At 34.5% G+C, this 14,310-nt stretch carries 14 protein-coding genes and 1 tRNA gene; all 15 read right to left on the bottom strand.

The genetic code is table 11. The features are described 5' to 3' along the window. Positions 1-10 precede the first annotated feature (10 nt). Complete coding sequence (gene rplJ / locus AC3WRL_RS21415) at positions 11-610, bottom strand: 50S ribosomal protein L10 (protein ID WP_214827786.1); 600 nt, start codon at positions 608-610, stop codon at positions 11-13. 17 nt (positions 611-627) lie between these two features. Next, complete coding sequence (gene rplA, locus AC3WRL_RS21420) at positions 628-1,320, bottom strand: 50S ribosomal protein L1 (RefSeq protein ID WP_214827784.1); 693 nt, start codon at positions 1,318-1,320, stop codon at positions 628-630. 11 nt (positions 1,321-1,331) lie between these two features. After that, on the bottom strand, positions 1,332-1,775 hold the full coding sequence (gene rplK, locus AC3WRL_RS21425) for a 50S ribosomal protein L11 (RefSeq protein WP_214827780.1): 444 nt from the start codon (positions 1,773-1,775) through the stop codon (positions 1,332-1,334). 268 nt (positions 1,776-2,043) lie between these two features. Beyond that, positions 2,044-2,712, bottom strand: a complete 669-nt coding sequence (locus AC3WRL_RS21430) for a hypothetical protein (protein ID WP_214827777.1) — start codon at positions 2,710-2,712, stop codon at positions 2,044-2,046. 8 nt (positions 2,713-2,720) lie between these two features. Continuing rightward, entirely contained in the window at positions 2,721-3,368 is a 648-nt protein-coding gene (locus AC3WRL_RS21435) for a hypothetical protein (protein ID WP_214827774.1), read from the bottom strand. 14 nt (positions 3,369-3,382) lie between these two features. Further along, complete coding sequence (locus AC3WRL_RS21440) at positions 3,383-4,015, bottom strand: hypothetical protein (protein ID WP_214827771.1); 633 nt, start codon at positions 4,013-4,015, stop codon at positions 3,383-3,385. A 334-nt stretch (positions 4,016-4,349) separates the two neighbouring features. Next, positions 4,350-4,892 carry a transcription termination/antitermination protein NusG gene (gene nusG / locus AC3WRL_RS21445; RefSeq protein ID WP_214827761.1) on the bottom strand — a complete coding sequence of 181 codons (543 nt, stop codon included), beginning with the start codon at positions 4,890-4,892 and terminating at the stop codon, positions 4,350-4,352. Positions 4,893-4,909: 17 nt separating this feature from the next. After that, positions 4,910-5,116, bottom strand: a complete 207-nt coding sequence (gene secE / locus AC3WRL_RS21450) for a preprotein translocase subunit SecE (RefSeq protein ID WP_172280674.1) — start codon at positions 5,114-5,116, stop codon at positions 4,910-4,912. 12 nt (positions 5,117-5,128) lie between these two features. Further along, positions 5,129-5,199 (bottom strand) — tRNA-Trp (locus AC3WRL_RS21455). A gap of 54 nt (positions 5,200-5,253) precedes the next feature. Beyond that, complete coding sequence (gene tuf / locus AC3WRL_RS21460) at positions 5,254-6,465, bottom strand: elongation factor Tu (RefSeq protein ID WP_214827758.1); 1,212 nt, start codon at positions 6,463-6,465, stop codon at positions 5,254-5,256. Positions 6,466-6,963: 498 nt separating this feature from the next. Further along, a complete protein-coding gene (locus AC3WRL_RS21465; RefSeq protein ID WP_492331209.1) occupies positions 6,964-8,049 on the bottom strand; it encodes a hypothetical protein in 1,086 nt (361 codons plus the stop codon). 8 nt (positions 8,050-8,057) lie between these two features. Further along, entirely contained in the window at positions 8,058-8,618 is a 561-nt protein-coding gene (locus AC3WRL_RS21470; protein WP_214827751.1) for a hypothetical protein, read from the bottom strand. 194 nt (positions 8,619-8,812) lie between these two features. After that, entirely contained in the window at positions 8,813-11,911 is a 3,099-nt protein-coding gene (locus tag AC3WRL_RS21475) for an efflux RND transporter permease subunit (protein ID WP_492331210.1), read from the bottom strand. A 50-nt stretch (positions 11,912-11,961) separates the two neighbouring features. After that, the gene (locus AC3WRL_RS21480) at positions 11,962-13,044 is read right to left on the bottom strand and encodes an efflux RND transporter periplasmic adaptor subunit (RefSeq protein WP_214827747.1); all 1,083 of its coding nucleotides are present in this window, start codon (positions 13,042-13,044) and stop codon (positions 11,962-11,964) included. Between the two features lie 4 nt (positions 13,045-13,048). Next, entirely contained in the window at positions 13,049-14,290 is a 1,242-nt protein-coding gene (locus tag AC3WRL_RS21485) for a TolC family protein (protein WP_214827745.1), read from the bottom strand. Between the last annotated feature and the right edge of the window lie 20 nt (positions 14,291-14,310).

Raw genomic sequence — 14,310 nt, forward strand, 5'->3', positions numbered from 1 at the left:
TTGAGTCTAATTATTCAGCACTTGGAGTTTCTTCCGTGCTTTCTGCTGCAGGAGCTTCTGGAGCTGCTTCAGCAGGAGTTTCTTCAACAGCAGGTGCAGCAGCTACTTCTTCAGCTTTCGCTTCTACTGTTTCAGGTTTGTTTTGAAGAGCAGAAACAACTCTTTGAATTGGAGATTGAAGTAATCCGATGATTTCACCAATCATTTCTTCTCTAGACTTGATGTTAGCAAGTGCAGTTAAGTTTTCGTCTCCAACATAGAAAGTTTCCTGAAGGTAAGCAGATTTTAAAGCCGGCTTATCTTCTTTCTTTCTGAATCCCTGGATTAATTTTGCTGGACCGTTTGCAGTTTCTCCAACCATTAATGCAGTATTCCCTTTAAAAGTCTGGAACATTTCAGAGTAATCTACTCCTTCAATCTGCTCCATTGCTTTTTGTAAAAGTGTGTTTTTTACCACTTTTACTTTGATGTTTTGTTTGAAAGCCTGTCTTCTGAATTCTGAAGACTTAGCAGCGTTCAACCCATCTAGATCTGCTACGTATACTACTTTTGCATCCTGAAGCAAGTCTTTGATCTCTTGTATTGCTACAACTTTTTGGTCTTTTGTCATTGTCTTAAGGATTTATATTAGTTAACAGATTTAGTATCAATTGCAATACCCGGGCTCATTGTAGAAGATAAATAAATACTCTTCACATAAGTTCCTTTAGCAGCAGTTGGTTTCATTTTAACCAATGTCTGGATTAATTCCTGAGCATTTTCTCTTAATTGAGCAGCATCAAAAGATACTTTACCAATACCTGCATGGATAATACCATATTTATCTACTTTGAAATCAATTTTACCTGATTTCACTTCAGTTACAGCTTTTCCTATTTCCATAGTTACTGTTCCTGATTTAGGGTTAGGCATCAAACCTCTTGGTCCTAATATTCTACCTAAAGGTCCTAATTTACCCATAACAGCTGGCATAGTAACGATAACGTCAACATCAGTCCAACCATCTTTTATTTTTTGTAAATATTCGTCAAGACCTACATAATCAGCACCAGCTTCTTTAGCTTCAGCTTCTTTATCTGGAGTTACAAGAGCTAATACTTTAACATCTTTACCAGTTCCATGAGGAAGAGATACTACACCTCTTACCATTTGGTTTGCTTTTCTTGGATCTACACCCAATCTAACAGCGATATCTACAGAAGCATCAAATTTTGCAGTGTTCACTTCTTTTACAAGAGCTGAACCTTCTTCAAGATTATATACTCTTCCTTTTTCTACTTTGCTTAAAGCTTCCTTTTGCTTTTTTGTTAATTTTGCCATTTCTCTAAGTTTTAAGCGTTAGCTGGTTTAGTTCCTGTTACTCTCAATCCCATAGATCTAGCAGTACCTGCAACCATAGAAAGAGCAGAGTCCAATGTAAAACAGTTAAGGTCTACCATTTTATCTTCTGCGATTTTCTTTACTTGATCCCAAGATACAGAACCTACTTTGTTTCTGTTTGGTTCTCCGGAACCTCCTTTAATTTTTGCAGCATCCATTAACTGAATTGCAGCTGGAGGAGTTTTAATTACGAATTCAAAAGATTTGTCTTCGTATACAGTAATTACTACTGGCAAAACTTGACCAGGCTTATCCTGAGTTCTTCCGTTAAATTGTTTACAAAACTCCATGATGTTTACACCGGCAGAACCTAATGCAGGACCTACTGGTGGAGACGGGTTTGCAGCCCCTCCCTTCACCTGAAGCTTTACCATTTTAAAGACTTTTTTAGCCATTTTCTTTTTTTTTAATTGAATAATTAATGAGTTTGGAAGCATTTATTATTCAGCAGGTTACCGCACTCACATATAGTAAACCTACTTTTCGGACTGCAAAATTATAAAATATTTTTGAAATAGCAAATGGAATTGATTGATTTTTAGAAAGTTTTTAATATTTTTTACAAACAAGTGTACTCAACCTTCCCGATAAATTTTGCTATAAAAGAAAAAAAGCCATATCCTATTATTGGTATATGGCTTTTTATATGGTTTATCTTTTTATTTAAAACCCAGACGGTTTATTAATCGTCTCCGTAGATCCATCTTTACCACCAAGATCAGTATTGATGTCATTTATATTCTGCTTGGTGATCAATCGCTTATATACCATCAGATAAAATTCCACTGTAAAGTCGTTGTACACTCTTGATGGTCTGGCCGAAGTAAAGGCAATTAATTTACTATTTGTAAATCCTGCTTTTAAATGCCATGTCCCGTTACTTTTAAATGCAATTACATTAGGAGATCCTTGTGCATTATCATCAATTCCGTTATCTCCATAATCAAGAGCGACACTCGTACTCCCGTCATTTAATTTAAAAGAGTAATTATGTACAGTTACCAAAAAGTCATTTGCATTTATTTTGGTATCGTAATCTGTAATTCCAGAAGCAGAAACCCCAGTAAGTGATAATTTGATATAATTGAATAATCCACTGGTTTCCAAATTCGGATCGTATATCTGTAATGAGTTTTGAGAAGTCGCTAAAAAGTGTCCTCCTGTTGTGGTTGGTTCGCCTGGATTTCTCATATATAAAGAATTCGTAAGAGAATTACCATTAACATCCAGTGTTTCAGTAGGAGTTGTAGTTTTAATACCTACATTTCCTGTTTGAGCCTGTAGGATCATCCCCATACAAGCCATAATGATGATATAAATTTTTTCTTTCATAATTTTTGTTATTGAAGTCCTACGGGTGTATTTGTGGATACTCCTGAATATCCAGGAGATGCTGAAGAAGAAACTGAGCCAGTAAAAGTTCCCCAATCCTTAATCAATGATCTTTCATAAACATTCAAAGTAAGGGTCCAGGTTCCATTTTTTGATCCTACAGTTCCCGCTCCTTTAAAAGCCAGGTTAATACCATGATAAGTTTTTCCTCCGCTGGTAACTTGGGTTATTTCAGTTGAGTAGGCACCATATGATTTAGGAGTAGTAGAAGTATTTGATGCTGAAACCGCATCAGTAAATACGGCACCGGTAATTGCTACTACATATTTATTAACCTCTAATCCAGTGTTCAAATTAATAACTTCATCCAGTTTAACGTTTTTCAAAACCACATTATATGCATTGACCGGAGCTACATCTCTTAGAGAAATGTCAAGCATCTTAACTTTACCTACAGGAGTAGTATCCTTTGATCTTGTAAGCAGAAAATAGTTTCCTGTTGCTGGCGAATTCGTTGTATCTATAATATAGGATTCTACTAGTGTACCACCAACCACATCTAAAGTTCCCTGTGGTGTATTTGTATTAATTCCTAGTTGGGCCTTAACGCCACAGAACGCATAAGCCATAAAAAATAGTATGGTAATTTTTTTCATTATGTGAATGTTTTTTATTGAATTAAAGGAGATGCAGCTACACCAGTAGTGGAAGTGGCCATCGCTTGTGTTTTATTGATTTCTTTTGCGTAGGCCCTATCAAAAACTAGTAAGTTAAGTGTCCATACCCCAGCTGGTAAATTTGCTGCTGGAGCGAAACCCTGATAGTCAGCCTTCACCTTCCAGGTGCCTGCATTATAATAAGCATATATTTGAGGTACTGGTGTAATCCAATCTGGACTATTCGTTCTTATTGGCTGAGTAAATCCGAAAGAAGAAATGACAACAAGAAATTTATCCGAGTTAATTTTTGTGTCATACTGATTAACCCAATCTTTATCTGTCGGGTCACAGGTGATCTTATATTGGATAATATTGATAGGTGCAGGAGAATTGGGTACAAAGGTGTCATTATACGCTGTAATTTTGTTTTCCGGTGCGGGAGACTTAATGATAAAGGTATAATTTTCATTAGAACCCAATTTTTCGATTGGATCTTTAAAAACCATTCCAGAAGTTTTCATTGTCCCGTTTACAGATAATTCTTTTTCAGGCGTTTTTGTATTGATCCCTACTTTACCAGTAACCTGAGCATTCATCAGTGCAATAGTACTTGTACAAAGTACTATCGAAATAATTTTTGTCATTGAAGTATGTGTTTATGTTTGTGTTTAAATTCCTGACAAAGAATTCTAAAGAAACAGTTAATTAAACCAGTGTATAAGTTTAAAAATCAGAATAATAGAACTCATTTGTGTTTTTCGAAAGTATAGTTTACAAGAAGTGTGCCATAGATAAAAAATATTTTTTATCTAAATATTTAGTTTTAATTAAATTACTAATAAGACATTACTATTAAAGCGTATAAAATAAATAAAAAGTTTTAAAATAAAAACATCTTAGCATTAAAATACTATGATGAATCTGACTTAAAATAAAAAAACCACTCAGATGAGTGGTTTTATATTATTGAGAGTATTTTTATACTTTTTCTACTTGCATATAGCTTAACTCCATTGGAGTCTTTCTACCGAAGATTAAAACAGAAACTTCAATTTTCTTTTTATCTTCAAGAATTTTTTCAATTGTTCCATTGAATCCGTTAAATGGACCATCGATCACTTTAACATTCTCTCCTACTACATATGGAATTTCAAGATCAGTAGCAAATTCTGATAACTCATCCATTCTTCCAAGCATTCTGTTAACCTCAGATTTTCTCATTGGAACCGGATCACCTCCTTTGGTTAAGCTTAAGAAAGATATAACTCCTGGAATATTCTTAATAACGTGAGGAATCTCTCCCATTAAATCTGCTTCAACCATTAAGTAACCAGGATAGTAAGGTCTTTCTTTAGGAACTTTTTTACCATTCCTTAATTGAATAACTTTTTCCATAGGAATAACCACCTGAGTAACGTACTGCTCAAACCCTAAACGTTTGATTTCTGTCTCAATATAGTTTTTCACTTTATTTTCCTGTCCGCTGATTGCTTTCAGCACATACCATTTCAATTCGCTCATTATGGGAAAATACTTTTTTAGTTGAACACATTAATTAGCATTCCTATTATGTTGCTAATTGCTTTTGAAAACAATTCGTCAACTCCAAAGGTAAATAACGCCAGAATAACTGTTGCAATAGTTACTACAATTGTAGATGATTGCAGATCAGCCCATTTTGGCCATTCAACTTTATGTCTGAATTCGTTATAAGAACCTTTTAAAAAATCGATAAATGAACTCATAATTATTATTTGCACGGGCACAAGGATTCGAACCCTGATCAACGGTTTTGGAGACCGGTATCCTACCATTGGACGATGCCCGTAGAAAAAGCTTCCGTAAAGAAATTCCTTACGGAAGCTTTATTTATTTTAAGATATTAATCTAAGATTTCAGTAACCTGACCAGAACCTACTGTTCTACCTCCTTCTCTGATCGCAAATCTAAGACCTACGTTAAGAGCGATTGGTTGAAGTAATTCTACAGTGATCTCTAAGTTATCACCAGGCATTACCATTTCTACACCTTGTGGTAAGAAGATCTCACCTGTAACGTCAGTAGTTCTTACATAGAACTGAGGACGGTATTTGTTGTGGAATGGAGTGTGACGTCCACCTTCTTCTTTAGAAAGGATATAAACAGATGCTTTGAATTTTTTGTGTGGCTTCACAGAATCTTTCTTAGCGATAACCATACCTCTTTTGATGTCAGTTTTTTCAATACCTCTCAACAATAGACCTACGTTGTCACCAGCTTCACCTCTGTCTAGGATTTTTCTGAACATCTCAACTCCTGTAATTGTAGAAGTTAATTTTTCATCACCCATACCTACGATATCAACTGGATCTCCAGTATTGATAACACCTGCCTCTATTCTACCAGTTGCTACAGTACCTCTACCTGTAATAGAGAATACATCTTCAATAGGCATCAAGAATGGCTTATCCATATCTCTTGTTGGTTGCTCGATCCAAGTATCAACAGCATCCATTAATTCTTCTACGCTTTTGAACCACTTATCTTCTGTGTTAACAGGAGTTGCAGTAGCTGCAGTAAGTGCACCTAGTGCAGAACCTTGAATTACAGGAGAGTTATCTCCGTCAAAATCATAAGTAGATAATAAGTCTCTAAGCTCCATTTCAACAAGCTCTAATAACTCAGCATCGTCTACCATGTCAACTTTGTTCATGAAAACAACAATTCTAGGTACGTTTACCTGACGACAAAGTAAGATATGTTCTCTTGTCTGAGGCATTGGTCCATCTGTTGCAGCACATACTACGATTGCTCCATCCATCTGAGCAGCACCAGTTACCATGTTTTTAACATAGTCGGCGTGACCTGGACAGTCAACGTGAGCATAGTGTCTATTTTCAGTTTCGTACTCAATGTGAGCAGTATTGATAGTGATCCCTCTTTCTTTTTCTTCTGGAGCAGAGTCAATCGCAGAGAAGTCTTTTTTCTCAGCAAGACCCTTGCTAGCTAATACAGCAGAAATAGCAGCTGTAAGAGTAGTTTTACCATGGTCAACGTGACCAATAGTACCAATGTTCAAGTGTGGTTTGTTACGATTAAACGTTTCCTTTGCCATGATTTAAATTATTTATTTATTGTTTATTCAAATTTTCGGTGTGCAAATATAATGAATTTTTAAATACTAAAATCTTTTTTCCTAAAAAATTTTAATATTCAAATCCAAAGAATTACAAACCTTATATACTTCGATGTATTGAAGTGCAAATTTACACAAATTTCTCGATAGAAAAAATCATTGGAAATCTTTTCATTAAAATCTAAACTATCTGATTAATTCTGAATATTATAGAGAATTGAAAATTGTTCATTCATATAAAAAAGTACTAGAAAAAACGACATTAATTTTGACATATACCAAGTAGAAAATCAACAAAATAGCTTTATTTCCTCTTTAGATAATTTGCAACTTATTTCTTTTAATAAAACAAAAGCCTGTCAACAATTATTGATAGGCTTTAATTAATATATTTAACTTAAGATAAAGGTAAATTCCTATTAAAATTTTAGATAAGAATTATTTCATCACATTGAATCGCTGGTTTATGTCAAGCTATCAAGCATATTTTCTAAATGATCTGATAAGAAGGTAAATTCCAAACAGGAAAGCTCCCCCTAATATAATTAAGGATGAAGCATAAATAGAATCAAACAATTCAAAGAATTTATTTAGAATATAACTTACACAATTAAAATCGAAAACTACAATAAGTAGCAGATATAAAGCAACAAAAGCAATACCCCAAAGTTTATATCTAGGTTGAAATACTGTTTTCAACAGCCTTTTTAATTTTGTTTTAAAATTTAATGGTATTAATTGCGAGGGAATAAAAAGCGCATAGAAACCTATAGAATAGGTAAATGATATATTAAACATCAGCAGCACATTTAAATGAAAAAACAATGTAACCAATATCATCAACCTAAAGAATTTAGGTTTCAAAAATGCCACCAGAAAAATAGTTTCAAAAAACACGGTACAATAGTCTAAAAATTCCCAAAAAAATTGAGAGTTGATTTTATCATAGGTATCTGACATAAGATCATCCCATCCAATACCATATCTGTATTGATAAAAAAACACCTGAGTACTTTGTATATCAGTATTAAGCCAACCTCCTAAAATTTTTGCAAGACCTGCTGTAAAAATTCCAAATCCAAGAAGCATACTTAATAAAAACATAGGCCATGATTTAGAAAGTATATCAGTTTCTCTTTTGGGCTCCGGAAAAAAACTATAGGTCGTATTCCAGGGCGAAAAAGCCATAATTATTATAGGGAGAGCATAAACAAAAGTGTGATTTATTTTTCCAAAAGAAAAGGCATAATTACTGCTCACAATATAGACCACCATATATAGTATTGCAAATATCCTGGGCTTCAACCCTATTAAAATCAATAAAAGACATAAATACATACTGTAATAGCATCCAATAAAAAACCATTCCGGAGGTACATTATCTGTAAATGATAAAATACTTATTGGTGGATGCATTGCACTATTGGGAATACTATATACCCAGCTATCGTTTGATATTCCCATCCATAATAAATATAAAGAAAAAAATATCCTATAGAAAGCCAAAAACTCATCACTCGGATTGTAGCTTGTGAACGGCAGTTTTTTTATTTTTTCAATCATTGTGCTCATTAAAACTTGAAATTAATCAGTGTGTCCCTGGTTACCCTATTCGTTAATTGTTTAGTCGTTATATCAAAATCTTTATTCTCATTAGTGACTAATATCTGAGCTACCTCCTTGTTTGGGAAGTTTTCTCTAAGCTTTTTTACAACAAAAGCTTTGCTTTCCTCTAAATTGATTTTCTTAATATTTCTATTGAGAATAGACTTTTTTAGTATATACAATCTTTTTTTGTAGGGCGGTAAGGAATTGACCCTTGCATCAAGTATGGGATATTCTGTGGGAAAAAGAAGATTTTTAATGAGCGTAATTTGTATCGTTCGCGGGATTTTATTTCCTAAATAATCGTTTTGCGCTACAATTGTATCAGTTTTGTCTTTAAAATAAACTTTGGTAGTCGTTTTAGTAAATACAATATATTTTTCTTCTTTAATAGGTAACGAAGCAAATCCAGGAAAATTAAATGAGGGATAGGTTTCTTCTAAACTTATTTTAAAAAACAATTGCAGGGGTAATAGTATACAAAAGCCTACAAATACGAATAATACGGTATTCTTATAGCGTTTCATGTGAGGGATTTCTTGTGTTTTTAGTGGGAAACGGTTTACTTGTGCGCAAATATACTTTATTTTTTAAACTCATTATCATGAAATAAATGATTCCGATAAAAGAATTAAAGTTCTACCTATAATAAATAAAATAAAAAGATAAGTTCGGAATAAACCTATCCCCAACTTATCTTTTTATTTTAAAAATCGATCAACTATATATGTTCCGATTTTTTCGTTCTGTTAAAAATCCAGAAAATAATTGGGAAAATAAGCAATGTAAGTACTGTCGCAGTTATCAGTCCCCCAATAATAACAATTGCCAATGGCTTTTGAGATTCGGAACCTATACCTGTAGAAAGTGCAGCAGGCAAAAGACCAATGGAGGCCATTAAGGCAGTCATAATTACCGGTCTGGTTCTGGATTTCACCCCAGTGAATATTGCGTCATCCAGGTTTAATCCATTTTTAATATTCTGATGAAACTCTGTAATTAGAATTACCCCATTTTGGATACAGATTCCTAAAAGTGCGATCATTCCTACTCCTGCTGATATCCCAAAATTCATTCTCGTAACATGAAGAGCAATTATACCTCCAATCAGTGCGAATGGAACGTTCGCTAAAACTAATAGAGAATCTTTTATATTTCCAAAAAGTATAAACAATAAAAAGAAGATCATCAGAATACTTACCGGGACTACTTGTGCCAATCGATGTGATGCTCTTTGTTGATTTTCAAACTGACCGGTCCATCCAATTGAATAGCCATCGGGAAGTTCAATCTTGGAAACTTTTTTCTGAGCATCAGCAATTGTTCCCCCCAAGTCACGATCACGTATTGAAAATTTCACACCGATGTAACGTTTAATATCATCCCTATAAATAAAGGCGGCACCATTATCTTTTACAATATTGCTTATTTCTTTTAAAGGTATTTTCGCCCCATCCTGAGTGGGAACCATCAATGCCGCAATATCATTTTCGTCTTTTCTATATTCCTGAGAATAACGAAGTCTTATTGGAAATTTCCGTTCACCATCAAACATTTCTGAGGCAGTTTTACCACCAAAAGCCATTTCCAGAACCGCCTGTGCATCAGCCGGCATTACTCCATAGGCTGCCATTTTATCTCTATCAAGCACCACACTAACCTCTGGCTGACCAATATTTTTAATGATTCCGGGATCTTTAACCCCATCCACATTTTTTATTTCTTTTAAGACCTCCGCTGCTAAACGATCTAAAGTCTGCAGGTTATCCCCATAAATTTTGATTCCGTTTTCAGCCTTAAATCCGGCTACCGCTTCCGCAACATTATCAGAAATTGGCTGCGAATAATTAAAAGTAATTCCTTGATAATTTCTTAGTTTTCCATCGATCTCTTGGATCAGTTCATCATAAGAAATCTTTCGCTTCCAATCTTCCCGTGGTTTCAGATTGACGGCAAACTGTACAAATCCAAATCCATTAGGATCTGTTCCATCATTACTACGTCCTGTCTGTGCCAATACGTCGGTAACTTCAGAAAAGCTCATAATGTCTTTTTTTAGGAGATCTGCAGTTTTTAAAGATTCTTTCAGTGAAGAACTCATCGGCATTTCTGCAGTGATCCATAATGACCCTTCATTAAGCTGGGGTAAAAATTCAGTTCCTAAGAATTTTCCCGAAAATAATGTAGCGACTAAGAAAGAAATAGAAACAATTAAACTTAATTTTTTATTTTTAAAAGTATAGCTGAATCCTTTTTCAACAATCCTATCCCAGAAATTTACAAATGGATTATTCTTTTCTCTTACATTTTTATTTAATAGAATATGAGAAAGAACGGGTACTAATGTCAAAGTAAATATTAATGCCCCCATCAAAGCAAATCCTAGCGTAAAAGCCAAAGGTGAAAACATTTTACCTTCAACTTTCTGGAATGAGAAAATTGGGATTAAAGAAGTAATGATAATTAATTTAGAAAAGAATATTGCTTTTCCTAAACCTGTTCCGGTTTGTTTTATCCACCCACCTTTTGCAAGCTTATTGAATTTTTCCATTCCATATTTTTTGGCTTTATGGTCAAGCATAACAAAGATACCTTCCACCATGACGACGGCTCCATCGATAATAATTCCGAAATCGACAGCTCCCAATGAAAGCAAATTAGCACTCATACCCGCCAGCTTCAGACATAGGAATGCAAACAATAAGGATAAAGGAATAATAATAGAAACTATTAATGTCGTTCTCCAGTCTGCCATGAATATTAAAACCATGACAGTTACCAGTACAATGCCTTCAAGTAAATTATGCATTACGGTTTCTGTCGTAAAATCCATCAGGTTATCACGATCATAAAAAGTAACCATTTTCACATCCTTTGGAAGGATTTTTTCATTCAGCTCCTTGATCTTGGCTTTAACACCTACCAATACCTCGCGGGGATTCTCTCCTTTCCTCATTACCACAATCCCTTCCACCGTATCTTCATGGTTGTTTAGCCCCGCCTGCCCTACTCTTGGCATAGAGCTCTCGTGAACATTGGCGACATTTTTTACCAATACAGGATTTCCACTTTCATTCTCAATGGTAATATTTCCAATATCTCCGATAGATTTTACCAAGCCAATACCTCTTACCACATAAGCCTGACCGTTCTTCTCTATCACATCTCCACCTACATTCAGATTACTTTTTGTAACAGCATCATACACCTGAAGTGGTGTCAGATTATATTTATCCAAAGCTCTCGGATCAATGCTCAGTTCGAAAACTTTATCCTGGCCTCCGAAGACATTGATATCTGCTACACCCGGCACTCCTCTCAATGCTCTGTCTACTACCCAGTTTTGTAGTGTTAATAATTCCCGTGAATCTTTCGTTTTACTCTCTAAAGTATATCTGAAAATTTCACCTGTTGGTCCGTAGGGTGGTTGTACTTCGGGATCTACCTCATCAGGAAGGCTTATAGTTCTTAGTTGGTTATTCACCTGATTTCTGGCAAAAGTATCGTCCACCCCATCATCGAACAGAATTTTAACAATAGAAAGACCAAACATAGTGGTACTTCTTACACTTGTTTTTTTCTGAACCGGACTCATTGCTAATTCTATTGGTGTGGTAACAAAGCGTTCTACTTCTTCTGCGCTTCGTCCGTTCCACTGGGTAATAATTACAATCTGGGTATTGGTAACATCAGGAAAAGCTTCAATAGGCATATTTTTGAAACTTATAAACCCTGCAACAGCCAATATTGCTACCCAAATAAAGGTAAATGCTTTATTTTTAAGTGAAAAAGAAATTATATTTTTAATGAATTTATTCATAGTATTTTAAATTGATGACCTAGAAAAGTCGTTTAAAAAAAGACTTTGATTTAGTTGTTAAGAGAACGATAAATCAACAATTGATTTTCAGTAATGACTTGTTCTCCATCCACTAACCCATCAGATATATAAGTGGTATCTCCCACCTGTTTTAAAACTTTGACTTCTTTAACTTTTAAATTAGTTCTGGATTTAAAAACAACAACAAAGCTTCTGTTATCATCGAAAATTACCGCTTTGGAAGGGACAGTTAATGCCATATTATTTTCTGAAGTAGAAACTTTTATGGTAGCCTTACTATCTGGGATCAGCAATCCGTTTGCATTATCTAAAACAACTCTGGCTTGCATCGCATTGGTTTGAGGATCAATAATTTTGAATATCTTATCAATCTTTCCGTAGAATATTTTATCAGGATAAGAAAGTGTAGAAACCTCAGCTTTCATTCCAAGACTAATTTTATCAATGTCAGATTCATTAACGTTCATAATAGCCCAAACATTAGTGGTATTGGCAACATCAAAAATATTGTCACTTCTATCTGTTCTCAACTGCATATCCTTATTGATATTCTTCTGAACAATAAATCCACTGATGGGAGCTAAAACACTATAAATATTTCCTCTCTTTACATTATAAACCGTGCTTATTGCACTTGCTCTCTGCATTTGGTCCTGTGCTTTTTGCAATTGACTTTTAGCTTCAAGGACATCTCTTTCTGTATTTAGTTTGCCTTCATACATTTCTTTGGCAACACGAACATTATTTTGAGCAACTACCAAATCTGTTTTAGCATCGCTTACATCCTTTTGTACTTCAGCAAGCTCCGTACTTCTGATGGTTGCCAGAACCTGACCTTTTGTTACATGGTCTCCAAGTTCAACATTTACACTCAAAACATTTCCTCCTACTAAAGGATAAACATCTATATAGCTGTTTTGATCTGCAGATATTTTTCCGTAAAAATTATAATTGTCTGCGATATATTTTTTTTCAACTTTTGCTAAAGCGATGGATTTAAGCATTGTATTGCTTAGTTCAAATCCTTTTGGTTCTACAACTTTCGTTTCTTCCTTCTTAGAGCAAGATAATGATGCAATGGCCACAAATAAAGCAATTATATATTTTTTCATTTTTTTAATAGAAGATTTTAGTTTGTACTAATTGATTAAGCTGTTCAGCCGATTGGATGATATCATTTTTCATGTCATATATCTGAAGAGCCGTTTGTCTGTAGCTTTCCATAAAGTCAGTAAATTCAATAAGACTTACATTTCCGCTTCTGAAATTTTTAAGCATCCCATTATATACAAGATCAAGATTATTAAGATCTGTCGCTTTTATTTCGGCTAACTGATCATATTGGCTTTTCCAGGTTCTGTATGAAGCCTGTACTTTTGTTTCAAGATCCAGTTTTTGGTAATCAGCATTTTTCTGATTCTGCTGAATAGCATAATTTGCTTTTTCAACATTTCCCTGATTACTTTTCCATAAAGGCAATGGAATACCTACCATCAAATTAATTTCATTTTTGAAAGTCCCTCCATTCTGATCCCAGCCTGCTCCTACATTAAGGTCGGGAACATTTAAAGACTTCTGCCATTGGGCAAATAATTTACTATTATCAATCAATTTTATGTTGTATTGATAGTCTGCATTATTTTCCAATGCCTTTTTCTTTAATTCCTCCTCATCACCAAAAGGCTGTGTGGCAAGAATTTCCTTAGCCTCAGAATCCGACAGCTGCGGTTCTATATCTTCTGTAATTCCTGTTAGGACTTTTAGATTTTGCTCTACTGTGAGAATATTTTTATTGATCTCTACCTTATCATTGTTCAGCTGAATAACGATACTTTGTAATCTTACCTCGTCTTTAAGTGATACATTTCCTTTTGCAGACTGTACTTTGTAAGCACTCAGAAGCTCTTTCATGTATCCCAACTGCTTGTTGGTGTTTTCCAGTTTTAATTTTTCAAAGTAAAGATTGTAGTAAGTGGTGTGTAATTGTGTTTTAAGATCAACTAAAAGTTGAGAAAATTGAAATTGTGCCAGTTCCTTATTCGATTTCGCAAAAGCAATCTCATTCTTTTTCTTTCCACCCATGTAGATCAGCTGAGTTACCTGTGCCCCTTTAGCGTTTCCAACATCAAATACTTTTTTCTTTTCAGGATTATAAGCATTGATTTGTCCACTTAGTTGCGGCAGTTCCCAGATCTTGGCCTGTAAAATATCAGCATCCGCCATATTGATATTATACTGTTGGGCGAGAAGTTGAAGATTATTCGTCTGGAAAGCATTTTCACAATCCAGGAGTGACATTTTCTGTTGTGCTGTCATGAATGAGGAAATGACAACAAACAGTCCTGCAATTTTGTTCATTCTTTCAATTTTATGATACA

This window comes from Chryseobacterium sp. FW101-FHT12H09 (assembly GCF_058790395.1).

Bases quoted from the DNA above. Each gene is read 5' to 3' on its own strand.
- AC3WRL_RS21440 (WP_214827771.1), bottom strand. From the start codon at position 4,015: ATGACAAAAATTATTTCGATAGTACTTTGTACAAGTACTATTGCACTG.
- rplA (WP_214827784.1), bottom strand. From the start codon at position 1,320: ATGGCAAAATTAACAAAAAAGCAAAAGGAAGCTTTAAGCAAAGTAGAA.
- nusG (WP_214827761.1), bottom strand. From the start codon at position 4,892: ATGAGCGAATTGAAATGGTATGTGCTGAAAGCAATCAGCGGACAGGAA.
- secE (WP_172280674.1), bottom strand. From the start codon at position 5,116: ATGAGTTCATTTATCGATTTTTTAAAAGGTTCTTATAACGAATTCAGA.
- AC3WRL_RS21435 (WP_214827774.1), bottom strand. From the start codon at position 3,368: ATGAAAAAAATTACCATACTATTTTTTATGGCTTATGCGTTCTGTGGC.
- AC3WRL_RS21485 (WP_214827745.1), bottom strand. From the start codon at position 14,290: ATGAACAAAATTGCAGGACTGTTTGTTGTCATTTCCTCATTCATGACA.
- AC3WRL_RS21465 (WP_492331209.1), bottom strand. From the start codon at position 8,049: ATGATTGAAAAAATAAAAAAACTGCCGTTCACAAGCTACAATCCGAGT.
- AC3WRL_RS21430 (WP_214827777.1), bottom strand. From the start codon at position 2,712: ATGAAAGAAAAAATTTATATCATCATTATGGCTTGTATGGGGATGATC.
- tuf (WP_214827758.1), bottom strand. From the start codon at position 6,465: ATGGCAAAGGAAACGTTTAATCGTAACAAACCACACTTGAACATTGGT.
- rplJ (WP_214827786.1), bottom strand. From the start codon at position 610: ATGACAAAAGACCAAAAAGTTGTAGCAATACAAGAGATCAAAGACTTG.
- rplK (WP_214827780.1), bottom strand. From the start codon at position 1,775: ATGGCTAAAAAAGTCTTTAAAATGGTAAAGCTTCAGGTGAAGGGAGGG.
- AC3WRL_RS21470 (WP_214827751.1), bottom strand. From the start codon at position 8,618: ATGAAACGCTATAAGAATACCGTATTATTCGTATTTGTAGGCTTTTGT.
- AC3WRL_RS21475 (WP_492331210.1), bottom strand. From the start codon at position 11,911: ATGAATAAATTCATTAAAAATATAATTTCTTTTTCACTTAAAAATAAA.
- AC3WRL_RS21480 (WP_214827747.1), bottom strand. From the start codon at position 13,044: ATGAAAAAATATATAATTGCTTTATTTGTGGCCATTGCATCATTATCT.